Source organism: Vulcaniibacterium tengchongense, assembly GCF_003814555.1.
Taxonomy (GTDB): domain Bacteria; phylum Pseudomonadota; class Gammaproteobacteria; order Xanthomonadales; family Xanthomonadaceae; genus Vulcaniibacterium; species Vulcaniibacterium tengchongense.
Map to the genome: position 1 here is coordinate 154,820 of NZ_RKQN01000003.1, position 23,808 is coordinate 178,627.

The 23,808-nt window shown below is 68.8% G+C and carries 24 protein-coding genes; 8 read left to right on the forward strand and 16 right to left on the reverse strand.

The genetic code is table 11. The features are described 5' to 3' along the window. Positions 1 to 8: 8 nt before the first annotated feature. Complete coding sequence (gene rng / locus EDC50_RS11130) at positions 9 to 1,505, reverse strand: ribonuclease G (protein WP_123770562.1); 1,497 nt, start codon at positions 1,503 to 1,505, stop codon at positions 9 to 11. A 145-nt stretch (positions 1,506 to 1,650) separates the two neighbouring features. Next, positions 1,651 to 2,232 carry a Maf family protein gene (locus EDC50_RS11135; protein ID WP_123770563.1) on the reverse strand — a complete coding sequence of 194 codons (582 nt, stop codon included), beginning with the start codon at positions 2,230 to 2,232 and terminating at the stop codon, positions 1,651 to 1,653. 118 nt (positions 2,233 to 2,350) lie between these two features. Between EDC50_RS11135 and EDC50_RS11140 the strand changes: the two genes are divergently transcribed. The 3 genes from EDC50_RS11140 (at position 2,351) to EDC50_RS11150 (ending at position 6,285) form a co-directional block, all read left to right on the forward strand. Then, the gene (locus tag EDC50_RS11140; RefSeq protein WP_425477918.1) at positions 2,351 to 3,115 is read left to right on the forward strand and encodes an SIMPL domain-containing protein; all 765 of its coding nucleotides are present in this window, start codon (positions 2,351 to 2,353) and stop codon (positions 3,113 to 3,115) included. A gap of 11 nt (positions 3,116 to 3,126) precedes the next feature. Further along, positions 3,127 to 3,306 (forward strand): hypothetical protein, encoded by a 180-nt coding sequence (locus EDC50_RS11145; protein ID WP_123770564.1) that lies wholly within the window; start codon positions 3,127 to 3,129, stop codon positions 3,304 to 3,306. 165 nt (positions 3,307 to 3,471) lie between these two features. Beyond that, positions 3,472 to 6,285 carry a TonB-dependent receptor gene (locus tag EDC50_RS11150; protein WP_123770565.1) on the forward strand — a complete coding sequence of 938 codons (2,814 nt, stop codon included), beginning with the start codon at positions 3,472 to 3,474 and terminating at the stop codon, positions 6,283 to 6,285. A 248-nt stretch (positions 6,286 to 6,533) separates the two neighbouring features. On the opposite strand, the gene rlmH is transcribed toward EDC50_RS11150, so the two are convergent. Beyond that, entirely contained in the window at positions 6,534 to 7,004 is a 471-nt protein-coding gene (rlmH, locus tag EDC50_RS11155; protein ID WP_123770566.1) for a 23S rRNA (pseudouridine(1915)-N(3))-methyltransferase RlmH, read from the reverse strand. A gap of 312 nt (positions 7,005 to 7,316) precedes the next feature. On the opposite strand from rlmH, the gene EDC50_RS11160 reads away from it, so the two are divergent. Further along, positions 7,317 to 8,855 (forward strand): alkaline phosphatase PhoX, encoded by a 1,539-nt coding sequence (locus EDC50_RS11160; RefSeq protein WP_123770567.1) that lies wholly within the window; start codon positions 7,317 to 7,319, stop codon positions 8,853 to 8,855. A gap of 243 nt (positions 8,856 to 9,098) precedes the next feature. Here the strand turns inward: EDC50_RS11160 and rsfS are convergent, their stop codons facing one another. The 7 genes from rsfS to EDC50_RS11195 all read right to left on the reverse strand — a co-directional run bounded on the left by rsfS (position 9,099) and on the right by EDC50_RS11195 (position 14,477). Beyond that, the gene (rsfS, locus tag EDC50_RS11165) at positions 9,099 to 9,530 is read right to left on the reverse strand and encodes a ribosome silencing factor (protein ID WP_123770568.1); all 432 of its coding nucleotides are present in this window, start codon (positions 9,528 to 9,530) and stop codon (positions 9,099 to 9,101) included. Between the two features lie 30 nt (positions 9,531 to 9,560). Beyond that, a complete protein-coding gene (gene nadD, locus EDC50_RS11170; RefSeq protein ID WP_123770569.1) occupies positions 9,561 to 10,241 on the reverse strand; it encodes a nicotinate-nucleotide adenylyltransferase in 681 nt (226 codons plus the stop codon). 11 nt (positions 10,242 to 10,252) lie between these two features. Beyond that, positions 10,253 to 11,296 carry a DNA polymerase III subunit delta gene (gene holA / locus EDC50_RS11175; protein WP_123770570.1) on the reverse strand — a complete coding sequence of 348 codons (1,044 nt, stop codon included), beginning with the start codon at positions 11,294 to 11,296 and terminating at the stop codon, positions 10,253 to 10,255. Position 11,297: 1 nt separating this feature from the next. Beyond that, positions 11,298 to 11,900, reverse strand: coding sequence for an LPS-assembly lipoprotein LptE (locus EDC50_RS11180; RefSeq protein WP_123770571.1), 603 nt, complete (start codon positions 11,898 to 11,900; stop codon positions 11,298 to 11,300). Between the two features lie 164 nt (positions 11,901 to 12,064). Then, positions 12,065 to 13,450, reverse strand: a complete 1,386-nt coding sequence (radA, locus tag EDC50_RS11185) for a DNA repair protein RadA (protein ID WP_123770572.1) — start codon at positions 13,448 to 13,450, stop codon at positions 12,065 to 12,067. 138 nt (positions 13,451 to 13,588) lie between these two features. Continuing rightward, positions 13,589 to 14,053: a cupin domain-containing protein gene (locus tag EDC50_RS11190; RefSeq protein ID WP_123770573.1), complete on the reverse strand. Its 465-nt coding sequence runs from the start codon at positions 14,051 to 14,053 to the stop codon at positions 13,589 to 13,591. 136 nt (positions 14,054 to 14,189) lie between these two features. Further along, positions 14,190 to 14,477, reverse strand: a complete 288-nt coding sequence (locus EDC50_RS11195) for a hypothetical protein (RefSeq protein WP_123770574.1) — start codon at positions 14,475 to 14,477, stop codon at positions 14,190 to 14,192. A gap of 472 nt (positions 14,478 to 14,949) precedes the next feature. On the opposite strand from EDC50_RS11195, the gene EDC50_RS11200 reads away from it, so the two are divergent. Further along, positions 14,950 to 16,167 (forward strand): tyrosine-type recombinase/integrase, encoded by a 1,218-nt coding sequence (locus EDC50_RS11200; protein ID WP_106442998.1) that lies wholly within the window; start codon positions 14,950 to 14,952, stop codon positions 16,165 to 16,167. Between the two features lie 146 nt (positions 16,168 to 16,313). Next, positions 16,314 to 17,078, forward strand: coding sequence for a DNA-methyltransferase (locus EDC50_RS11205; RefSeq protein ID WP_338419805.1), 765 nt, complete (start codon positions 16,314 to 16,316; stop codon positions 17,076 to 17,078). On the opposite strand, the gene EDC50_RS11210 is transcribed toward EDC50_RS11205, so the two are convergent. From EDC50_RS11210 to EDC50_RS11235, 6 genes are all read right to left on the reverse strand, one after another. After that, a complete protein-coding gene (locus tag EDC50_RS11210; RefSeq protein WP_199742101.1) occupies positions 17,064 to 17,822 on the reverse strand; it encodes a hypothetical protein in 759 nt (252 codons plus the stop codon). The two genes, EDC50_RS11205 and EDC50_RS11210, sit on opposite strands and share 15 nt — an antisense overlap. Before the next feature lie 293 nt (positions 17,823 to 18,115). After that, complete coding sequence (locus EDC50_RS11215) at positions 18,116 to 18,406, reverse strand: hypothetical protein (protein WP_121332247.1); 291 nt, start codon at positions 18,404 to 18,406, stop codon at positions 18,116 to 18,118. A gap of 92 nt (positions 18,407 to 18,498) precedes the next feature. Then, positions 18,499 to 18,981 carry a hypothetical protein gene (locus EDC50_RS11220; RefSeq protein ID WP_123770575.1) on the reverse strand — a complete coding sequence of 161 codons (483 nt, stop codon included), beginning with the start codon at positions 18,979 to 18,981 and terminating at the stop codon, positions 18,499 to 18,501. A 4-nt stretch (positions 18,982 to 18,985) separates the two neighbouring features. After that, positions 18,986 to 19,402 (reverse strand): hypothetical protein, encoded by a 417-nt coding sequence (locus EDC50_RS11225; RefSeq protein ID WP_123770576.1) that lies wholly within the window; start codon positions 19,400 to 19,402, stop codon positions 18,986 to 18,988. Between the two features lie 102 nt (positions 19,403 to 19,504). Then, positions 19,505 to 20,188, reverse strand: a complete 684-nt coding sequence (locus tag EDC50_RS11230) for a hypothetical protein (protein WP_123770577.1) — start codon at positions 20,186 to 20,188, stop codon at positions 19,505 to 19,507. A gap of 12 nt (positions 20,189 to 20,200) precedes the next feature. Beyond that, complete coding sequence (locus EDC50_RS11235; RefSeq protein ID WP_121332251.1) at positions 20,201 to 20,821, reverse strand: hypothetical protein; 621 nt, start codon at positions 20,819 to 20,821, stop codon at positions 20,201 to 20,203. Positions 20,822 to 21,600: 779 nt separating this feature from the next. On the opposite strand from EDC50_RS11235, the gene EDC50_RS11240 reads away from it, so the two are divergent. Next, positions 21,601 to 21,801: a helix-turn-helix transcriptional regulator gene (locus tag EDC50_RS11240; protein WP_123770578.1), complete on the forward strand. Its 201-nt coding sequence runs from the start codon at positions 21,601 to 21,603 to the stop codon at positions 21,799 to 21,801. Positions 21,802 to 21,818: 17 nt separating this feature from the next. Further along, entirely contained in the window at positions 21,819 to 23,804 is a 1,986-nt protein-coding gene (locus tag EDC50_RS11245; RefSeq protein WP_123770579.1) for an AAA family ATPase, read from the forward strand. Positions 23,805 to 23,808: the final 4 nt, after the last annotated feature.

The following is a 23,808-nucleotide window of genomic DNA, read 5'->3' on the forward strand; positions in this document are numbered from 1 at the left end:
TCGCGGGCTCAAAGCAGCACGACATCGAACTGCTCCTGCGCGTACTGCTCGTCCGCCTGGAAGCGGATCGACTTGCCGATGAACTCCTCCAGCTCGGCCACGGCCGCCGATTCCTCGTCGGTGATCCGCGTCACCACCTTCGGCGAGGCGATCACCAGCAGGCGTTGCGCGTCGAACTGGCGCACCTGGCGGACGATGTCGCGGAAGATCTCGTAGGTCACCGTCTCCGGCGTCTTCAGCGTGCCGCGGCCGCCGCACTCGTGGCAGGGCTCGCTGAGCTGCCGCGCCAGGCTCTCGGTGGTGCGCTTGCGGGTCATCTCGACCAGGCCCAGCGGCGAGAAGTCGTACACCGTGGTCTTGGCGTGGTCGCGCGCCAGCGACTTCTCCAGCTGCCGCAGCACCTGGCGCTTGTGCTCGGCGTCGAGCATGTCGATGAAGTCGATGATGATGATGCCGCCGAGGTTGCGCAGGCGCAGCTGCCGCGCCACCGCCTGCGCGGCCTCGAGGTTGGTCCGGTACACCGTCTCCTCGAGGTTGCGCTGGCCGAGGAAGGAGCCGGTATTGACGTCGATCGTGGTCATCGCCTCGGTCTGGTCGATGACCAGGTAGCCGCCGGACTTCAGCGGCACTTCCTTCTCCAGCGCGCGCTGGATCTCGTCCTCGACCCCGTACAGGTCGAAGATCGGCCGCGCGCCGGTGTAGTGCTCGATCTTCTCGTCCAGGCCGGGCATGTACTGCGCGGCGAACACGCGCAGGCGCTCGCTGGTCTCGCGCGAATCGACCCGCACCTTCTCCACGTCGCGCCGCATCAGGTCGCGCACCGCGCGCAGCGGCAGGCTCAGGTCCTCGTACACGCACTCGCCGACGCGGGCGCTGCGGGTGCGTTCCTCGATCAGGCCCCAGACCCGGCCGAGGTAGGCGATGTCCTCGGCCAGCTGTTCCTCCGGCTGGCCCTCGGCGTTGGTGCGGACGATGTAGCCGTGGGCGCTGCCGGTCGGCGCCAGCGCGGTGACGATCGACTTCAGCCGCATCCGTTCGGCCTCGTCCTCGATCCGCGCCGAGACGCCGACCACCCGCGTGCGCGGCAGCAGCACCAGGTAGCGCGAGGGGATGCTGAGCTGGGTGGTCAGGCGCGCGCCCTTGCTGCCGATCGGGTCCTTGACCACCTGGACGATGATCTCCTGGCCCTCGCGCAGCAGCTCGGCGATCGGCCGGGCCGGCGCCGGCGGCAACGGCGCGGCGTCGTCGCCGCCCTCGTCGCGCTCGGCCGACTGCACCGGCTTGACGATGTCGGCGGCGTGCAGGAACGCCGCGCGCTCCAGGCCGATCTCGACGAAGGCCGCCTGCATGCCGGGCATGACCCGCTGCACCTTGCCCTTGTAGATGTTGCCGACCACCCCGCGCCGCCAGCCGCGCTCGATGTGCAGCTCCTGCAGCATGCCGTTCTCGACCACCGCGACGCGGGTCTCGCGCGGGGTGACGTTGACCAGGATTTCCTCGGTCATCGCTGGGCCCCGGCGCGACGGACGCCCGGCAAAACGACGCCCGCCCCGCCCCGGCTCCCCCTCTCCCGCTTGCGGGAGAGGGGGAGGAGCGAGGCCCCGGGCCCCGGCGCCGACGGGCGAAGCGCCGATGCGAACCGCCGCCGGCTCATGCCAGTACCCCGAACCGCCGCAGCAGCTGCGCGGTCTCGTACAGCGGCAGGCCCATCACCCCGGAGAAACTCCCGGACAGCCGCACGGTGAAGCTTTCCGCCAGCCCCTGGATCGCGTAGGCCCCGGCGCGGCCGCGCGGCTCGCCGCTGGCGACGTAGGCGTCGATCTGCGCCGGGGCCAGCTCGGCGAAGGTCACCTCCGACACCGAGACCGTCTGCTCCTCGCGCGAGGCCGACACCAGCGACACCGCCGAGATCACCCGGTGGGTGCGCCCGGACAGGCGCCGCAGCATCGCCCGGGCGTCTTCGTCGTCGCGCGGCTTGCCGAACACCTCGCCGTCCAGCACCACCTCGGTGTCCGAGCCCAGCACCAGCGCGGCCGGACGGCCCGCCGCCCGCAGCAGCCCGGCGCCGGCCTTCTCGCGCGCGACCCGGCGCACGTAGTCCTCGGCCGGCTCGCCGGGCTGGGGATGCTCCGGGACGTCGACGTCGAGCACGTCGAATTCCAGTCGGGAAGGGCTCAGCAGCCGGGCCAGCAGTTCGCGCCGGCGGGGCGATTTCGAGGCGAGATAGAGCATCGCGGAAGAATAACCCGCACCGGCTGGACGAACGCCGCGCGCGCGGGCATAACCCCGACCGGGCTCACGGATCGTTCACTGGAACGGCCAGACCCTTGCCCCGACCAAAGGAGTTGTCATGACCTCACGCGTCCCGTCGTTCCGCCCCGCCCTGCGCCCGCTCGCCTTCGCCGCGGCGGCCGCCCTCGCCTTCGGAGCCTTGTCCGCCATGCCCGCCCGCGCCCAGACCACGCCCTACGTCGCCACCGACGGCACCTTGCTCTCGGTGTCGACCCAGGCCGAAACCAAGCGCGCGCCGAACCTGGCGACGATCTCCACCGGCGTGGTCACCCAGGCGGCCGACGCCAATGCGGCGATGCGCGCGAACGCCGAGCAGATGAATAAGGTGGTGGCGGCGATCAAGGCCGCCGGCATCGCCGACCGCGACGTGCAGACCAGCGGCGTCAACCTCAACCCGCAATACCGCTACGCCGAGAACCAGCCGCCGACCATCACCGGCTACCAGGCGACCAACACCGTCAACGTCACCGTGCGCGACATCGCCAAGCTGGGCAAGCTGCTCGACGCGCTGGTCGCCACCGGCGCCAACCAGATCAACGGCCCCAGCTTCGACGTCGACGAGCAGGAGAAGGAGCGCGCCTTCGACGAGGCCCGCCGCGCCGCGGTCGAGAAGGCGCAGGCGCGCGCCGAAACCTACGCCCGGACCCTGGGCATGCGCGTGCGCCGCATCGTCAGCATCAGCGAGGGCGGCGGCTTCGCCCCGCCGCGGCCGGTGATGATGGCCATGGCCCGCGCCGAGAAGGCGGCCTACGACACCTCGATTTCGCCCGGCGAGAACACCCTGTCGGTCAATCTGGACGTGGTGTTCGAACTGGGCAAGTAACAGGAGGAGCCATGTCCCGCCGCGACGAGAGCGCGCCCCCGGCGCCCGACACCCGGCCGGGCCGCAACCCCGGCTATTCGGAACCCGAACCGCGGCACAAGAACGACGTCAAGCTGCCGCCGCCGCCCAACCCGCCCGACCGCGAGCCGCGCGAGGGCGGCGGCGAACGCCCGGACCGGCGCGGGCGCTGAGCCCGCGTCCTCCGGCCCGTCCGGCCCCAGCGCTTTTCGGCCGCAAGCACTTTGCCGAATCTGGCGGTTTACTGGATTCGTGTCACTCTTTATGTTCTCTCGACGGATTCACAACGAATCTGTAAGGCGTTCGTCACACTCCGCCACCATCGAGAAAACAACGACATGAAGCTACGCGCCGCCACGCTCCGCCTGGCCATCCTGCAAGCGCTCGCGCTCGGCACGCTCGCGAGCCCCGCCTCGTACGCGCAGGAAACCGCGACCGACCCACAGGCCACCACCCTGGACCGGATCGAGGTCACCGGCTCGCGCATCCGCCGCACCGACAGCGAGACCTCCTCGCCGATCCAGACGATCAGCCGCCAGGAGATCGACCGCACCGGCAAGAACACGATCGCCGAATACCTGCAGACGCTGGCGGTGGACGGCCAAGGGTCGGTGCCCAAGAGCTTCGGCACCGGCTTCTCCCCGGGCGGCGCCGCGGTGTCGCTGCGCGGCCTCGGCGCGGGCAGCACCCTGGTGCTGCTCAACGGCCGCCGCCTCGCCCCCTACGGCCTGGCCGACGACGGCCAGAAGATCTACACCGACCTCAGCACGATCCCGCTCGACGCGGTCGAACGCGTGGAAGTGCTGAAGGACGGCGCCTCGGCGATCTACGGTTCCGACGCGATCGCCGGCGTGGTCAACATCATCCTGCGCCGCGACTTCCAGGGCGGCGTCGCCAAGGCCTCCTACGGCACCTCCGAGGACGGCGGCGGCGCGCAGCGCAAGGGCTCGATCACGCTCGGCATCGGCGACGTGGCCAGCGACGGCTACAACGCCTTCGTCACCCTGGAGGCGGGCAAGACCGACAACATCGCGATGGCCGACCGCCGCGACCGCAAGTGGATCGGCACCGGCGACCTGCGCCCGTGGGGCTACGGCTACAACCACGCCTCCGGCCTGACCGGCTTCCTCAACGCCGGCGTGGCGACCAACTCGCCGGTCGGCGCGGTGCGCGACAGCGCCGGCGTCTACCACTACCTGAACGGCTGCGAGCAGCTGTCCAACGTGCCCAATCCCACCGAAGGCGACGGCTGCCTCTGGGAGGTCGGCAAGTTCCGCGACATCGCGCCGAGCGAGGAGTTCGTGAACCTGTTCTCGCGCGGCACCTGGGTGCTGAACGAGTCGACCGAGCTGTACGCCGAGCTGGGCTATTCGAAGAAGGAGACCGAATTCGTCAACACGCCCAGCGCGGTCAGCGGCACCTGGGGCTACCCGGGCGGCGCGGTGGTGACCAACAGCGGGCCCGACGCGATGACCATCAGCGGCGACCACCCGGACAACACCATCGCCAACGGCGGCACCGGGCAGACCGGCCGCATCCGCTACTCGGCCTGGGACGTGGGCCCGCGCGTCTCCAACATCGACAACCAGGCGGTACGCCTGCTGTTCGGCGTCAAGGGCGTGGCCGGCGCCTGGGACTACGACGCCGGCTACCTGCACTCGGAAAGCGACCTGGTCTACCGCCGCAACGGCTTCCTGCTGCTCGACCGCGTGCGCCAGGTGCTCAACGACGGCGGCAACAGCCCGGTCGGCTGGTGGCGCCTGGGCGCCAACGCCGGCCTCAACAGCCAAGCGCTGTACGACTACATCGCGCCGACCCTGACCAGCCGCGGCGACACCAAGCTCGACTCGATCGACGCTTCGTTCTCGCGCTCGCTGATGGACCTGCGGGGCGGCTCGCTGGGCCTGGCGCTGGGCCTGGAATACCGCCGCCAGGAAGCCCGGCTGCTCGCGGACGAGCACAACGCGGTCGGCAACGTGATCGGCCTGGGCTACTCCGGCTTCGACGGCGTCGACGAAGTGGCCAGCGGCTACGCCGAGCTCAACGCGCCGGTGCTGGAATCGCTGGAGCTCAACGGCGCGGTGCGCGTGGACAAGTACATCGACGGCGAAAGCGCGGTGACGCCGAAGTTCGGCGTGAAGTGGAAGCCGGCCGACTGGATCGCGTTGCGCGGCACCTACGGCGAGGGCTTCCGCGCGCCGAACGCCGCCGAGCGCGCCGGCCAGTTCGCCGCCTTCACCAACGCGACCGACCCGGTGCGTTGCCCGGGCGGCAGCCCCTACCCGGGCGCCAACCCGGCGCCGACCTGCGGCGTGGCCACCGTCGGCCTGATCAACACCGGCAACCCGGACCTGAAGCCGGAGGAATCGAAGAACTACACCATCGGCGTGGTGTTCAGCCCGACGCCCAACACGTCGCTGACGCTGGACGCCTGGCGGATCAAGCGCGAGAACGAGATCAACGCCGAGAGCCTGGACGCGGCCCTGGCCGCCGGCCGGGTGCTGCGCAGCGACGACAACCTGATCGTCAACGGCGTGCCCGTGCCCGGCACCGGCACCCTGCTGGCGGCGCTGACCAGCTACATCAACTCGGCCTCCACCGAGGTCCGCGGCGTGGACCTGGACGCGCGCCAGATGTTCGAACTGGGCGCCGCCGGCAAGCTCACCCTCAGCCTGCAGTGGAGCCACATCAGCTCGTTCGAGCGCACCGACGGCGACACCACGTTCGACTACGCCGGCACCCACGGCAACTGCGACGTGACCAACTGCATCGGCACGCCGAAGGACAAGATCAATCTCGGCGTCACCTGGGACCTCAATCCCGACTTCGGCGTGAGCCTGGTGGGCAACTACCGCAGCGACATGGACAACATCGCCTACCGCGGTTCGGAAGACGGCTGCCTGGCCGTGTTCAACGACGCCGGCGACGAGGCGCCGCGCGGCTGCCGCATCCCCTCGTTCTACACCGTCGACCTGTCCACCCGCTGGAGCCCGGCCGAAGGCTGGGAGCTGTTCGGCTCGGTGCAGAACCTGACCGACCGGGTCGCCCCGCTGGATCCGACCACCTACGGCGCGATCAACTACAACCCGATGGACTTCAGCGGCGCGGTCGGCCGCTACTACACCCTGGGCGTGAAGTACACGTTCCAGTAACCGCGCACGTTCGCGTCGCGGATGCAACGAGGCCCCGCCCCCCGCGGCGGGGCCTTTTCTTTGGCGGGCGTGCGTCCGCTTCGCGCCCGGCGGCGCCGCTTCGGTGCGCGGTGGCAGGCATTCGGGAAAACAGAGCGCCATCCCGGCGAAGGAGCCCTGAAAGCCAAGCCCGCTCCGGGACGGCGGCCCGCGTTTTGCCCGGGCGCGACACAGCGGCGCGTCGGCGGGCGCCGCTCTCCGCGCCGTCGTCAGGCGCGGTGATAGGGATGGTTGGCCAGCAGCGCCGCCGCGCGGTAGAGCTGCTCGGCGACCACCAGCCGCACCAGCATGTGCGGCAAGGTCAGCGGGCCGAGCGACCAGGCCTCGTCGGCGCGCGCCCGCACTTCCGGCGCGTGCCCTTCCGGACCGCCGATCAGGAAGGCCAAGTCGCGCCCTTGCCCGCGCCAGTGCTCCAGCCGCTGCGCCAATTGCTCCGACGACCACGCGCGGCCGCGGCCGTCCAGCGCCACCACCCAGGCGTTCTTCGGCAACGCCGCCAGCACCCGGGCGCCTTCGTCCTGCGCGGCGCGGGCGGCATCGCGGCCCTTGCCGCGCAGGCCGGGCTCGATCTCGGCCAGCTCCAGCGGCAGCCAGTGCGACAGGCGCTTGCGGTATTCCTCGAAGCCTTCGGCCACCCAGCGCGGCGCGCGCTCGCCGACCGCGATCAGTTTCGCTTTCATCCGCCGCATGGTAGGCCGGCGCGCGGCCGCGTTCGAGCGCCGCGCCGCGCGTTGGATCCTTTCGGCCGCGGGGCCGACGGGCGCACGCGGACAAGAAAGAGAGCGAGGACAACGAGCCGATGCGGCGGTGGCGCGCGCCAGCCCCGTCTTGGAGCCCGGTCGGCATTCGCCCACCGCCGCTGCGTGGCTGAAGACACGAGCCCGGCAGCGCCGTCACATTCCGGCGCCGCGACACCGCGGCGTCACATTCCGGCCATCGGACGGACCTAGGGTCGAGGCTCCCCCGCCCCACCCAGCCCCGCAGGAGTTCCGATGGATACCTTCGATCCCTCCCGCCGCCAGGTCCTCAAAGGCAGCGCCGCCGCGATGGCGGCCGGCGCGATGACCAGCCTCGGTGCGCTGTACTCGCGCCAGGCGCTGGCCGCGTCCGACCCGACCCGGCTGGCGCCGGTCCCGAGCCGCTACGGACCGCTCGCGCCCGCCCTGGACCAGAGCACCGGCCTGCCGCTGCTGCAGTTGCCGCGCGGCTTCAGCTACCGCTCGTTCGGCTGGACCGGCGACCGCATGCGCGACGGCCAGCCCTGCCCCGACCGCCACGACGGCATGGCCGTGGTCGGCGTGCGCCACCCGCGCCACGGCGCCGGCCATGGCCACGGCCACGGCCGCGGCTACGAGCTGGTGCTGATCCGCAACCACGAGCGTGGCGGCGCCGCGCCGATCCAGGCGCCGGGCATGTACGACCGCGGCGACATCGGCGGCGGCCAGCGCGCCGGCGGCGGCACCACCACCCTGACCTGGCGCAACGGCGAATGGCGCGACATCGAGCCAAGCCTCGGCGGCACCCTGGTCAACTGCGCCGGCGGCCCCACCCCGTGGGGTACCTGGCTGAGCTGCGAGGAAATCAAGACCGACGCGGTCTCCAGCGCCGGCAAGAAACACGGCTACGTGTTCGAGGTGCATCCCGAGGCCGAGCGCACCAGCGGCCGGCCGCTGGTCGGCCTGGGCCGCTTCAGTCACGAGGCGGTGGCGGTCGACCCGCGCACCGGCATCGTCTACCTCACCGAGGACGACCGCAACAAGGCCGGCCTGTACCGCTTCATCCCGAACGACCGCCGCGGCCGCTACGGCTCGCTCGAGAACGGCGGCCGGCTGCAGGCCGCGCGCGTGCGCGGCAGGCGCAACGCCGACCTGACCGTCGCCGCGATCGGCGACGAGTACGCGCTGGAATGGATCGACATCCCCGACCCGGACCTGGACACGATCGCCGCGCCCGCCGGCTTCCCCGACGTGACCGCCGGCGAGACCCTCAGCGGCCCCTTCGCCCAGGCCTGGAGCGAGGGCGCGCTGCGCATGAGCCGCGGCGAAGGCATCTGGCACAGCCACGGCAAGCTGTTCATCGTCGACACCAGCACCGGCGTCGACGCGCGCGGCCGCAAGGGCTACGGCAACGGCGCGGTGTGGGTGCTCGACCTGGCCACGCAGCGCCTGCGCGCGCTGTTCGTCAGCGGCCACCAGCTCGCCGCGCACAATCCGGACAACGTCACCGTCAGCCCGCGCGGCGGCGTGCTGCTGTGCGAGGACGGCGGCGAGAGCCCGGACGAGTACGGCCCCGGCGCGCGCCTGATCGGCCTGACCCGGCGGGGCGAATCGTTCTGGTTCTGCAAGAACAACGTCGCCCTGACCTCGAGCCAGATCGCCGATGCCGGCAAGCTCATCCCGGAGGGCGACTACCGCGAGAGCGAGTTCTGCGGCGCCTGCTGGGATCCGCTCGGCCACACCCTGTTCGTCAACATCCAGACCCCGGGCATCACCTTCGCGATCACCGGGCCATGGGGGCGCGGGCCGCTGTAAGGCGGCTCCCCGGCCCTCTCCCGCTGGCGGGAGAGGGGCCATCGCGACGTGCGCTCTTGGGCGAGGGCGATCGCGGCCGGGCGTCGTGCCCCTCGGCAAGAGCCCTCGGAAACCCCCGTTCGGAGCGCGCAACGCGCCCGGAGGCGAGAGCGACGGCGCGGCGGGCATGCGCCGCCTCGCGTGTCCGGCAAACGCGGACGGCGCCCCAGGGGCGTCGTCCGCCATCGAGCCCGCGTCCGCGGCTCAGAGCCGCTGCTCGGCGTCGGTCTCGCTGTCGATGTCGTCGTCCGCCGCCGGCGGCTGGTCGCCCACCGTCCACAACCGCTCCAGCGCGTAGAACTCGCGCACCCGCGGCAGCATCACGTGCACGACCACGTCGCCCAGGTCGACCAGCACCCATTCCGCCTCGCGCTCGCCTTCCACGCCGAGCGGGATCACGTCGAGGTTCTTGGCGAACTTGACGACCTCGTCGGCGATCGACTTGACGTGCCGGGTCGAGGTGCCGGAGGCGATCACCAGGTAGTCGGTGACGCTGCTCTTGCCGCGCACGTCGATCTCGACGACATCCCTGGCCTTGAGTTCCTCGACCGCGGCGTGGACCGTCTTCAGCATCACGTCGGTCGGCGGCGGCGGGTTGGGCAGGCGGGTCTTGATGACTTGCGCTTCGGTGCTCAAGAGACGAAAGCTCGCGGAACGGGACGCCGATTATACCGGAGCCGATGCTGCGCCCCGGTGCGCATACAGCCCGTGACGGCGGATGTACTCGGCCACGGCGGGGGGCACCCAGTCCTGCCAGGGCTCGCCGGCGGCGATCCGCCGGCGCAGCTCGGTGGAGGACTCCGGGCGCAGCCCGGCCAATTCGAGCACGGCGAAGCCCCCGGCCGGGTCGTCGCCCAGCCGCGCCGGGTCGCGCCGCCGCGGCGCGGCTTCGGCCGCGACCTGCGGCGCCCGCGCCGCGACCGTGGCGGCGTCCAGCGGCGAGCCGGGCCGCGCCACCGCGAGGATGTGCGCGTGCGCGAACAGCTCGCGCCAGCGATGCCAGCGGTCCAGCTGCAGCAGCGAGTCGCCGCCGACGATCCACACCAGCGGCGCGCGCGCGCCGAATTCGGCGCGCATCGAGCGCAGCGTGTCGACGGTGTAGGAAGGCCCCGGTCGCCGCAGCTCGCGGCGGTCGACGCTCAACCCGCGCTCGCCGGCGACGGCCAGTTCGAGCATGCGCGCGCGCGCCTCCGCGTCGGCATGGGTGGCGTCCTTGTGCGGCGGGTCCGCCGCCGGCAGCAGCGCGACCGGCGCCGCGAGCGCGTCGCGCACCTGGCGGGCGACGGCGAGGTGGCCCAGGTGGACCGGATCGAAGGTGCCGCCGTAGCAGACCCGCAGCGTCGCCATCGCCCGCCGCGTCAGTGCGCGACCGCGAGCAGGCGCCGCGCGCGCGGCTCGGCCACCGCGAGCAGCAGCCGTTCCAGCGCGACCCAGGCGTCGCCGGCCTCGCGCCCCTTGGCCATGCGGTCCACGCGCCCGGCCTCGGCGACGAACGTTTCCCAGCGCGCTGCCTCGTGGCGCTGCAGCGCGCGCCGGTACATCGGCTGCTTGGAATCCCAGATCCGCTGCGCCTTGAATTCGCTCGCCAGGTTGCCGCCGCGCGCGGCCACCCGCGCCAGCGCCGCGGTGCGCTGCAGTTCCATCACCACCATGCCGAGCAGGCCCGGCACCGCCTCGCCCTCGGCGCGCAGGCCGGCGAGCATGCGCGAGACCTGCGCGCCCTGCCCGTTCATCGCCGCGTCGATGACGCGGAACACGTCGTAGCGCGCCGCATCGGCGACCAGCGCCTCCATCCGTTCGACGTCGAGCGTGCCACCGTCCGACAGCAGCGCCAGCTTGTCGATCTCCTGCGCCGCGGCGAGCAGGTTGCCTTCGACCCGGTCGGCGAGGCGCTGCACCGCGTCGCGCCCGGCGCGCAGGCCGCGCGCGCGCAGGCGGCGCTCGATCCAGTCCGGCAGTTCGTGCGGCTTCACCGCCCAGGCGATCGCGACCTGGCCGACCCGGGCGACCGCCTCGCTCCATTTGCCGCCGTGCTGCTTGCTCCACTCGCCGGCGGTGATCAGCAAGGTCGCGTCCTGCGGCGGGTCGGCGCAGAACTCGGCGATGACCTCGGCGCCGTCCTTGCCCGGCTTGCCCGAGGGCAGGCGCAGCTCGATCAGGCGGCGGCTGGCGAACAGGCTCGGCGCGCGGAAGCTGGCGGCCAGCGCGTTCCAGTCCGGCTCGCGCTGGTTGCCCTCGGCTTCGAACACCTCGCGCTCGGCGAAGCCCTGGCGGCGCGCGGCGGCGCGCACCGCATCGGCGGCCTCGAGCACGCGCAGCGGCTCGGGGCCGGCGATCAGATAGGCCGGACGCAGCGGTCCGGCGTCGAGCTGGGCGGCCAGCTGTTCCGGCTTCAGCTCCATGTCAGCGCGGCGCGCCCCCGCCCTCCGCCGGCGCGGCGGGCGCCCCGGCCGGTGCCGGCACGTCCGCGGCCGCCGCTCCGGCTTGGCCCTGCCGGCGCGCGACCGCGTCGATCCGGCGCAGCACCGAGGCGGCCATCTCGCGGCGCATCTCGCCCTGCAGGATCTCGCGCTCGCCTTCGGTGCCCAACGCCTGTACCGGGTTGGACACGTAGTCGCGGCCGAGCTCGATGGTCTGCCGCGGCACCAGCACCGAGCCATCGCCTTTGCGCAGCTCGAACGTCACCGCGTAACGCAGCGTGTATTCCTGCGCGCGGCCGAGTTCGTCGAGGCTGATCGGCAAGTCGCCCCAGCGTTCGGCGAGGATGTCGAGCACGGCCGCATCGGCGGTGTCTTCGTTCGCCGGCACCGCGCCGGCGCGGGTCAGCGCCTGCGCCAGCGACGTGGCCAGCGGGCTGTAGCGGTCCACCGAGACGACGCGCACCGGCCCCAGGTCGGGCGGCAAGACCAGCGCCTCGCGCAGGCGGAAGCCGCAGGCGCACAGCAGCAGCGCCAGCGCGGCCGGCGCGAGGAGGCGGAACGAACGAGGGAACGAAAGGCGGGTCATCCGCGCAGTCTGGACGAGCGCCCCGGCGGCATCAATAGCCGCCCGGCCATGCCCACGCGTCCGTGTTCAGGCGCCGGATGCGCGCGCCGCCCGCATGCGTACGTCCGCGAGCAGGGCCGAGCCCCGTGCGGCGCGACGATGCCAGCCCTCCGCGCCTCGCAGCGTCACCCCGCCGCCTCGAGCGCCTCGCCCAGCCGCTCCACCGCGATCACGTCCAGTTCCTTGAACGCCCCGCGCTTGGGCGCGTTGGCCTTGGGCACGATCGCACGCTTGAAGCCGTGCGTGGCCGCTTCCTTCAACCGCTCCTCGCCGTTCGGCACCGGGCGGATCTCGCCGGACAGGCCGACCTCGCCGAACGCCACGGTGTGCTCCGCGAGCGGCCGGTCGCGCAGCGACGACAGCACCGCCAGCAGCACCGGCAGGTCGGCCGCGGTCTCCTGCACGCGGATGCCGCCGACCACGTTCACGAACACGTCCTGGTCGCCGACGCCGACCCCGCCGTGGCGGTGCAGCACCGCCAGCAGCATCGCCAGGCGGTTGCCCTCCATGCCCACCGCGACCCGGCGCGGGTTCGACAGCGGCGAGGCGTCGACCAGCGCCTGCACTTCGACCAGCAGCGGCCGCGTGCCCTCGCGGGTCACCATCACGCAGCTGCCCGGCTGCGGGCCGCGGCTGCCGGAAAGGAAGATCGCCGACGGATTGGCGACCTCGCGCAGGCCCTTGTCGCCCATCGCGAACACGCCGAGTTCGTTGACCGCGCCGAACCGGTTCTTGAACGCGCGCAGCACGCGGAAGCGGCTGCCGCTCTCGCCCTCGAAGTACAGCACCGCATCGACCATGTGCTCGAGCACGCGCGGGCCGGCGATACCGCCCTCCTTGGTGACGTGGCCGACCAGGAACACCGCGGTGCCGGTCTCCTTGGCGTAGCGCACCAGCCGCGCCGCGCTCTCGCGCACCTGGCTCACCGAGCCGGGCGCGGCGCTCAGTTCCTCGGTCCACAGCGTCTGCACCGAATCGGCGACGATCAGCCCCGGGCGCATCTTCGCCGCGTGCTGCAGGATGTGCTCGACGCAGGTCTCCGCCAGCGCGTGCACGCCGTCCACCGCCAGGCCCAGGCGCGCGGCGCGTCCGGCCACCTGCGCCAGCGATTCCTCGCCGGTCACGTACAACCCCGGCAGGCGCGGCGCCATCAGGCTGACCGCCTGCAGCAGCAGGGTCGACTTGCCGATGCCCGGGTCGCCGCCGACCAGCACCACCGAGCCGTGCACCAGGCCGCCGCCGAGCACCCGGTCGAACTCGCCGATGCCGGTGCCGACGCGCGCCTCTTCGGCGTGGCGCACGTCCTTGAGCGCCGTCACCGTCGGCGCGTCCGCCTGCCCGGCCCAGCCGCTGCGACGGCTCGCGGCGACGCTGCCGCCCGCCTTCGCCGCCGGCTCGACCACGAACTCGCTCAGCGTGTTCCAGCCGCCGCATTCGCCGCACTGGCCCTGCCACTTGCTGAAGCTCGCCCCGCAGTCGGAGCAGACGTAGGCGGTCTTGGCTTTGCCCATCGGACGCGGACACCGGAAACGGGCCCTGCAGGATACCGGAGCAGGTCGCAGGGGCCGAGACGCCGGCGACGCGCGCGGCGCCCGCCCACCGCTTCCGCGGCCGCCGGATCGGCGCCGCGGCGCCCGCGGCCGAACGGCTCAGGCGACGAAGTGCACGTCGAAGCGTTGCGGGATTTCCGCCAGCGTGTCCGCGTCCACTTCGCCGCGCATGATCCTGGGCAGCATCCGGAAGTACTCGAACCGGTCGACGCCCGGCACCAGCGTGATCAGCACGTCCGCCGCGGCGCCGGGCGCGGCGGCGAAGGCGTGCTTCACGCCCGGCGGGACCACCGCGTAACCGCCCTTCTCGATCGTCACCGCCTGCCCCTCGATCGTCATCTCGAGCGCGCCGTCGAGGACGTAGAACGCCTCGCTCGAACGCTCGTGATAATGGGTCTTCGCACCGGCGGCGCCGGGTTCCAGGCGCAGGCGGTTGGCGCCGAGCGCGCCGCAGCAGTCGCTGGCGTCGGCCAGCAGCCAGAGCCGGGTGCCGTGGCCGTCGACGGTTTCGGCGGCCTGCGGCTGGATCACGAAAGCGGGCAATGGCGGCTTCGTTCGGGGCATCGTCGTGGTCTCGGGTGAGGTCCCGCGAGACTACCCATCCCTCGATCCGCGACCAGCCGCGTGCACGGGACGATGCTTCCCGGCCAAGTCCGCGCATCGCTGCGTTGCGCCGGCCGCGCGCAACGCGGCGACCGGCTCACGCCGCGCGGCGCAGGTAGAACTCCGGATAGCAGGCGCGCAGCTCCTGCTGCGGCCGGCCGAGCAGGCCGACCACGTCCTCCTGGGCGACGATGCTGTAGCCGCGCGCGTCGATGTCGGCGGCGATGCTGCGCCAGTCCAGGCGCGGCACGGCGTTGTCGCTGTCGAGCGACCAGCCGAAGTGCAGCTCGCCCAGGGCCGTGATCTCGTCCAACGGCAGCGTGCCACCGCGGGGCGCGACCAGGTAGCCCTCGTTGTCGCCGACCACGAACACGTTCACTTGCATAGCGCTCCCTTTGCCCCGCCTGCAAAAAACCGAGCGGCATGGTGCCGACCGCACCGATAAAAAACGGTGAAAGCGAGATTGCCGGACGATGAACCGGCGGCTTCGCACCGGCGGAGCCGCGTCGCTTCGACGGCGTGCGAGCGGCGAACGGACTCTCGGAACCGCTCGCTGGCGATTCGTCGCGCCCCGATGCCGGCGGCCGCGCGTCCGCCGCGCGGAAAGAACGAAGGCCCGCGAGCCGCGGGCCTTCGGGGATGTCATGGTGCCGGAAATAGGATTCGAACCTACGACCTACGCATTACGAATGCCAGCCGGCCGGGTCTCATGGAATTTCGCCAGCTCTCTATTTAGCGGCTAAGTCATTGTTTTACGGTGCCTTTTTCGGCAATCGTCCCTATCCTCGGGTCTCATGGGGGTTAATTAAATACCCCCGGAGGTTTCACCCCCCACCTAACCCCGAGGAGGTTTACAGATGGCTAGCATACGCCTGACCGCGACGGCGGTCGAAAAGCTGACCCCGCCCGCTACCGGCCGCAAGGATGTCTATGATGCCGAAGTGCCCGGCCTAGTTCTTCGCATGTCGTCCTCCGGTGTCAAAAGCTGGAGCTTCACCTACCGCGTCGAGGGCAAGCCCCGCCGCCTGACGCTGGGGGCCTTCCCCGGCGTGTCATTGAAACTGGCCCGCGACCGCGCCCGAGAAGCCCGCGCCGCAGTGCAACGGGGCGAGGACCCGGTAGAGGACAAGAAGACAGAGGAACGGGAGAAGCAGCTAAACGGCTTTGCCGCCTGCGCCCGCGACTATGTGGAGAAGTACGCCAAGCGCCGCCAGCGGACATGGGCCGAGACTGAGCGGGTCATGGAGAAGCTGGCGATCCCCGCATGGGGCGACAAGCCGGTGAAGGAGATACGGCGGCGGGATGTGGTGGAGCTGCTGGACAAGGTAGCGGTGAAGACCCCGCACCAAGCGAACCGCCTCCGGGCCTACCTGTCGCGCATGTTCAAGTGGCTGATTGAACGCGAGGTGCTGGAGGTCAGCCCGGTCATGGGTGTAGCCCCTCGCATCAAGCCCTATGCCCGTAGCCGCATCCTCTCCGATGCTGAACTGGTTGCCTTGTGGAAGGCTACCGAACGGCTGGGCGGCACCTTCGGCGCTTGCGTCCGTTACCTCATAACCACAGGGGTCCGCAGGGACGAAGCCTCCTGCCTCCGCTGGGACGAGCTGGACGGGCCTTGGGCTGCAATGCCCGCCTCGCGCATGAAAGGTGGGCGGGACTTCCGCGCCCCGCTATCCTCTACGGCCGTCTCCATCGTGGAGGGGATGCCCCGCTTCGAGAAGTGCCCCTACGTCTTCACGACCAACGGTCGCAGCCCGATTTCCGGCTGGAGCAAGACCAAGGAGAAGCTGGATAAATACATGAGCGAGGAACTCGGGGAGCCGGTCGCCGACTGGCGGCTGCATGACCTCCGGCGCACCCTCGCTAGCGGTCTAGCCGGGCTGGGCGTCCGGTCCGAGATCATCAAACGCGTGCTGGGCCATGCCGCCAACTCCAACGATGTGACGGCGGTTCATTACAACTGGCACTCCTACGATGCCGAGGCCATGGCCGCCGTGCAGGCATGGGCCGACCACCTCGCCCGCCTCATAGAGCCCGAAGCGGTCGATACCCGCGAACTTTCGATGGCCGTCTAAGCGACCAGATTTTATAATGGCAGGTTATGAAGCAGGATTTTGACCTATTCGCTGAAGAAGCGAAAACACTCGCTGAGCAGCTTCCGAGCAACCCTCGGAACCGCTGCGAAATTGTCGTGGGCGACGCTCGCAGAATCTTGCATGAGATGCCCGAAGGACATTTTGATTGCGTCGTGACGTCGCCGCCCTACTGGGGGCTGAGGGATTACGGGATCGACGGGCAGATCGGAGCGGAAACAACCGTCGATGAGTATATAGCGGACCTCGTGCGCCTGTTCCGGGAGGTCCGGCGCACCCTCGCCGACGATGGCACCCTGTGGCTGAACATTGGAGACAGCTACACCTCCGGGGGGCGGACTTGGCGGGACGCTGACGCGAAGAACAAGGGCCGGGCGATGGACTACCGCGCCCCGACACCCGAGGGCTTGAAGCCAAAAGACCTTATCGGCGTTCCTTGGCGGCTTGCGTTTGCTTTGCAGGCTGACGGCTGGTACTTGCGCACCGACATTATCTGGAACAAGCCCAACTGCCAACCCGAGAGCGTCAAGGATCGACCGACCCGCGCCCATGAGTATGTGTTCCTGTTTTCCAAGTCGGAGAAGTACTACTACGACTGGCAGGCAATCATGGAGCCAGCGGCGGACCCGAAGCAAAAGGCGAAGAACCGGCGCACCGTTTGGAACATCAACACCGAGCCATACCCCGGCAGCCACTTCGCCGTTTATCCTCGGGCGCTTGTCCGTCTATGTGTTGCCGCAGGCTCCCGCGAAAACGGCCGCGTCCTCGACCCGTTCTTCGGGTCAGGGACGACTGGCGTTGTCTGCAATGAGCTGGGGCGGCAATGCGTCGGCATCGAGCTTAATGCCGAATATGCCGAACTGGCCCGCGAGCGGCTGTTACGCGGGCGCTGAACCAAAGCTCCAGGTCGCATGCACCTTGCACAAGTCTTTGCGCAGGTGCTTGATCTGGAGCTTGCGCTCCGTCCCACCGTCGAAGTAAAGCGCATACTTGAGCTGACCGGCGGCATCCCGAACATAACCATAACCCGGCTGTGGGTTCTGCCGGCTGTTCGTGCAGACCTCAAGCTCGCAGTTGGCCGCCTCCAGCAGCAACGCCTTCGGAATCTCGACCAGCTCATAACGGATCGTCGCCCCTTCGTCCTTCAAGCGGCGCAGGGTGAAGATGCGGGCATAGCTCTGCATGTGCTCAAGGAACAGATCGCGCAGCAGCGGCAGCTTCCATTCGCCCCGTCCCAGCTCCATCCACTTGCTAACGTGAATCGTGTCGTCCTTGATGGTTGCGGCTGCTTCGGTCTTGAGGCTGACCGGGACGCCGCGAATGTCGATGTCGTGCCCGCGATTCGTCCTGCTCTTTACCAGCTGGGCCGGAATGCCCGACGCATTTAGCACCGACTCGAAAGCAAACTCGAAGCGATCCTTGCTCAAGGCCTGACGGCTCCCGGCGTGGTGGCTCAGCAGTCGATCCCCGAGGGACGCCAGCACTGCATCAGTGACCACATCGGAGTCAGATGCGCGCCAGAAGGTGCAGGCAGCGCCGAACGCATGGACGGCCGACTTGACCCATTGCTGCTGCGCCGGAGTCAGACGACCCAGCGCCTCCAAAAGCTCTTGTTTTTCCTTATCCGTAAGACTCAACGCTTAGCCCTTGCTGTCATCATCAAAACAGCAGAGCATAAACGAGCGGCTGCAGTACGTCGATTGCCAGCGTGCCATGGCACCGGGCCAACACCCCGCCCCTGGCCCTCGTAACCGCGCTATACCGGGCGAACGGGCCTTGCCCCTCCCTACCCTATAGCCCCGGCCCTTGCCCCCCTTAAATCGCAGGTAACAAGGCCGGGGGCACCCCCAGCCGAACCCCGAACGAAAAGCAAAACGCCCAACCCCTTGTCAGGGCTGGGCGTTTTCGTTGAAGGCCAGCGGATTAGAAATCAGGTCGCCTGATTTTGCTTCCACTTCTGGTACTGGGTCCGCGCCGTGAAGAAGGCGATGCCTTCTGCAACGCAGGCGGCAATGACATCCTTCCGCTTGGCCTCGGGCATCGAGTCGGCGATGGCCCAGACGCGCTTGACCGGGCTATCGACGGTGGAGGCATTGCGAGCCTTGACCACAGGGGCGGGGGCTTCTTCCTGCTGGACTTCCTCGGCCTGCACTTCCGGGGCTGCTTCTTGGACTTCTTCGGGCTGGTCGTTCTTGGGGGCGCGGCGGTTGCGAGTTGCCATGATGATTCTCCTGTTAGGCGGCGGGGGCCTGTTCCCCTGCCCATGAGGTGAATAATCAAGCTGGGCCGCAGCAGTGGCACTCCGAACGACGATCAATTGTTCGACTCAGCAAGCGCCTTTCGATACTTGCGGACTTGGGTGGCGGCGGTCGCCGGATTGACCCCAGCAGCAATGCAGGCGCGGATTACCTCGCTGGGCTTGGCATCGGGCATGGTCGCGGCGATAGCCCGGACCATCTCGACGGGGCGGATAGTGGTCGAAGGCTGCGCGGGGGGACAGGTACCCCATCGCAGGGACTCCGGGGGCTTGGCCGGGGCCAGTCCGGCGAAGGCTCCCGGCTTGATCTGCCCCGCAAGGAACATACGGCGAACCCGCTCCGCTAGGTCCAGGTCGATCCCTGCAAAGTCGGCAATCAGCAGGTAGTCGGGCGACTCTACCCATTCCCGATCCTGCTCCTGTAGCGCCTGCATGAAGACCGCGCCGAACAGGTTATGGATGGCTTCGGTGGGCGTGTGTCGCAGGTCCGGCGTCAGCGGCGGCAAGTCCGGCCCCTCCTTTGTGATGCGCGGGGCCATGCGGTCACCAGCGGGGCAGGAAGACGGCGGCGGTCTGGTCGAGGTCGAGGCCGGGAGCTTGTTGGTCGAGCGCCGCCTGTAGCGTTTCGCTGGGATCGGTCAGGTCGATAAGCTGGACGCCCGGAAAGCGGCCATCCTGCACCATCCAGACGATATGCCCGAGGCGCTGCGCCTTGTGGTCTTGGCTGGCCGGGGCGCTGGTGTCGATGGCTGGCAGGTCGGCGGGTGCCTGAGCTGCCGGTATCCACAGGGGCAGGGCTTCGGGGTCGAAGGTCGGTGCAGGCGCTTGGTCGAGGGCCAGCGGGACGAGGACGGCGAACGGGCCGACGAGGGTATCGCCGCCAAGCGGAGTCTTCCGGGGCTGGCTGCTGGCCTTGATCCAGCCCGCGAGTGCGGTAATGGCTTCTTGTGCTGCGCTCATTTTCGGGAGTCCTGATAGTTAATCGGGTGGCAAGCGTGACGAACTGCCAAGGCTTTCAACACCTTCCAGTCGCCCCGCCCGTTCCGGGGGTGCGAATCGGGGTTAGATTTCCACCCGCTTGCTGGCCTGCTCCGCGAGGCTGGGCGTGTAGAAGCTGGGCGCTACCTTGCGGATCGCAGCCGCGTACTTGCCCGCCAGCTTCGACAGGCCGACGCTGTTGCTCAGGCTGGTGTAGATGTCCGGCTTGCGCGATTGCAGGGCTTCAAGGCGCAGCCCTTCATGGACGCTTGGCGCCAGCCCGACGAGGAACGAGGGCGAGTGCCAGAGGACAGCCGCAACGTCGTCGTTGTCCGCCATCGCCTTCTTCACTTGCAGCATTCCTTCCGGGGTCTTCGCCTGCTCGCGCACCCAGCTACGAATCTCGCTGTGCAGGGCGCTGCGGTCCGAGCTGGGGCCGAGATGCAAATCAGCCTGCGCCAGCGCGGACGTTTTCAGCTTCTCGGCGTGGGCCTCCAGCGCGGCCTTCGACTTCTCCAGATGACTGGTCACCTTCTCCGCAAGCTGCTTGGCCGCGTCATGCTTGGCCGTCTCGGTTCTGGTGGGATCATTGACGAGGGCGGCGACCTTCTTGGCTGCGTCCTTGAGAACGATGTGGGCGCTCTGAACGTCCGGCGCGACATGGGCGTCGATGGCCTTGGGGTCTCCGAGGATGGCGGACAGGCCGCTATCCAGCTGGGCGGTGTCGAGGAAGCTGGTGGCATCCGGCGAATTGACGAGGTATTGCATGGTCATGCTCCTTTAATTGCGAACTTGTTGCTTGAGGGCGTTTTGTTTGCCCAGTGCAGCGGCTTCCCAGTCATCGAGGGAGCCGCCAAGGGGAACCAGCATCACCCCGCCCGGAAGGGCTCCGGCGTCGGTGGCTTTCTGGATGGCTTCAATCTGCTGCTGCCGCATATCCGCGAGGATTTGCGTTGCTGCGACGCGGGCGGCGCTTTCGACCATGCTCACCACATCGCGGCCTTCCTCGGGCGTGACGTGCCCATCGAGGACGGCGCGGAGCAGGGTTTCGACGGGGTTCTCGCCTTCCTTTCGTTCCAGCTTGGGAAGGGGTCGACCCTTGCGCGGCGGAATGATCCGGTCGAGGCAGAGCTTGAGCGCGGTGGTATCGCCCTTGAGGGCAAGGTCGATCGCCTTGCGGGTTAGCTTTTCGCCTTCGCCTTCCAGCAGGTTTTCGCAAGCAATCGTCACCTTGTTCCGACTGCCGCGAGGCCGACCGGGGGCGCCCTTCATAAAGCGCCCGGTCTTCGGATCAATGGGATGGCCGTTGCTGGCGACGATGGGCGCGTCTGCCTGCGCTTCTGCTTCGGCCTGTTGCTGCGCCAGTTCTTCCGGCGTCAGCTTCCAAGGCGGTGTTTTCATTCTGGGCAACCAATAAAATTCAGGGTTGCCGCTATGTTCCCGCCGTAAAAATGGTGGGGCACCGGGAAAGTTGATCCCTTTCGGTGCCAAGGCCCTACCCCAGCCCCTACCATCCATTTACCAGCTACCCCGGAGCCGCCCTGAGGAAACTGGTTGGCGCGCCGATCAAAGCCCGGCGCGCTGCTCCTGAAACCCCCGATTGCGAGAGTGATCGGGGGTTTCTTTTTGCCTGTCTCACCCCCTCGGGCACCCCTCTCGCCGCCGCAGACTGCTAGAGCGTTGATTACTCAATGATTTTTCGACTAGACCTGCGAACTAAATATGAGGCGGCCTGTTTTCCGGCATGACCACACAACGCGCCGCCATTTGCGCCAAGGCAAAATGGTTGGCGTTGGTGCCGCCGTCGCGGGCCTTCCCTGTCGTCCGTAAGGATGCCTATCTAGAGGACGCGTCATCGTCTGGAACTAGCCGGGATATTTCTGCATATCCCATATCCCGGGCGGGATATCCCAGCGGGACGGGGGCCGGGATGTCTGGGACCTCCCCCTTTAGGGGGTCCCCATATCCCGCCCGTCCTTTCGTCCGCAGTCTTGGGGGTAGGCTGGGACATGCGGGCCATCCTTAACTTGAGAGTCGTTCTCATTTGCTCTCAAAGAGGATCTAAAAATCATTTGGGGTCTTTCCCGGACTCATGGGATATTTGGGTTGTGCGCATGTAGATCAGTAGGGCGGTGCCCGGAAACCGTAGCGCACGGTTTAACGTTTCCGGGAGAACTGCCATGCAAGACAAGACCATCCTGCGCGCGGCTGACGTCGTCGCAATCCTCAACATCGCCAAGCCCACCTTCTACCGCTGGATCAAGGAAGGCCGCTTCCCCGCTGGGGTCAAGTACGGCCCGAACACGACCGGATGGCCCCGCCATGTGGTTGATGGCTGGCTTGCAGCCAAGGAATCCGCCCAGCCCGCCCCGGCGCAGTAAGAACAGCGGAGGCGGCTATGACAACAAGATTCGAGTCCTCGGGCATCCCCGAGGAACTGAAGGCTCCCGCCCGTTGGGTGGCATGGCGCTACGTGGAGCGCGACGGCCAGCCCAAGCCGGCGAAGGTGCCGACCGATCCGAAGACGGGGCGCAATGCCAGCCCGACCGATCCGGCCACATGGGCGGACTTCCAGACCGCCGAGGCATACGCCCGCCAGCATGGCGTCGGCATCGGCCTTGTCCTGTCGGCGGAGTCGGGCCTTTGCTGCATTGACCTGGACGCGACCAATGACCCCGCCGTGCAGGGCGTCCATCGCGGCATTCTCGACGAGGCGGCAGCGGCTGGCGCATACGTCGAAGCCTCGCCCAGCGGCAAGGGCTGGCATATCTGGGTGCAGCATGACGAGGCAGTGACCGCGCCTCGCGCCGTTCCCGGCGTCGAGTGCTACACCGCCGAACGCTTCATAACTGTTACTGGCGCGAGCGGACAAGGGCGCGTTGTGCCGATGCCGGATTCGCTGGCCTCTCGGCTGGCCCCATGCTTCGCGGCCCCGGTCGCCCCTGTGGTGGCTGCCGCATCCGTCGAGCTACCGGCCATCACAGACGAAGCCCTCTGGAAGCAGGCGGCGGAACACTTCGGCGACCGCTTCCAAGCGTTCTGGACCGGGCAATGGGAAAGCCTGCACCCGTCGCAGTCGGAAGCCGATCACGAGTTCGCCATCATGCTGGCCCGCTTCACTTCGGACCCGGACCAATGGCTGCGCTTGTTCCTGCAAAGCGGGATGGCGGCGACCTTGGAGCGGAAGAAGACCAAGCGGCATATCCAGCAATACCTGAGCACGACCTACGACAAGGCGCGGCGCATCGCGGACGACGAGAACTACCACATCACCTTCGGGCGGCGCGTTGCAGAAGCCCTCATCGCCCGCTGGAACGCGATGAAAGCGTCACTTGCGGCAAACCTGTTGGAGCCGTTCGCCGAGTTCATCCAGAAGAAGGTTTCGGTGCTCAAGCTGGTTCGCGGCATCCTCGGCGAAGGCGGCCTGTCGGTCCTCTACGGTGCCCCCGGTGCGGGTAAGTCGTTCCTCGCGCTGGACCTTTGTTACGCCGTCGCCACGGGGCAACCATGGATGGGGAGGGACACCCGGCAGGGGCCGGTTATTTACGCCGCTGGCGAGGGCGTACCGGGGCTGCGGATGCGCGGCAAGGCCATCGCCAAGGTGAAGGGCTGCGACGCGCCCAACATCTTCTTTCTACCGCATTCCCTGAGCACGCCGGACGAGGGCGAGAAGATGGCAATGGTGCTGGATCAAGTGACGGCCCGCTGCGGCGTCCCGCCCGCCTTGCTCATCATCGACACCCTGAGCCGCTTCTTCGGCGAAGGCGACGACGAGAACTCAGCCAAGGACATGAAGCGGTTTGTCGGTGCCATCAGCGCCCTCATGGCGAAGTGCCCGACGCTGCACGTCATGATCGTCCATCACTCCGGCAAGGACGCGGACAAGGGGATGCGCGGATCGTCGGCCCTGCAAGGTGCAGCCGATACCGTCATCCAGTGCCGCAAGGATGGCGACGCACACCGCGCCGTTGTCGAGAAGCAGAAAGACGGGCAGGACAACATCCCGCTGCCCTTCGCCCTCGATCAAGTGGAGCTTGGCGAAGACGAGGACGGGGAGCCGATTACCTCCTGTGTGGTCGTCCATGACCATGAGGGCAAGGCGCGCCCCTTGTCTGGCTTCGCCGCAACCGGAGTCAAGATTCTTCGCTTCCTCCGGCAGTCGGTAGTTGAGGCCAACGGGATAGCCTCCTACGCCGACCCGATCCCGCTTCAGGCGTATCACAACCAATGGTATCTGGAGCGCCCCGGCGAGAAGCCGGATTCCGTCCGCAAGACAGACCGCCGCGTATTGAACAACCTGCGCGAGATGAAGCTGATCGAGTGGAACGGCGGCGAAAGCCCCATCCGTCTGCTGCCCGCCTTCGATGGCGTCACGATTGAATAAGGAG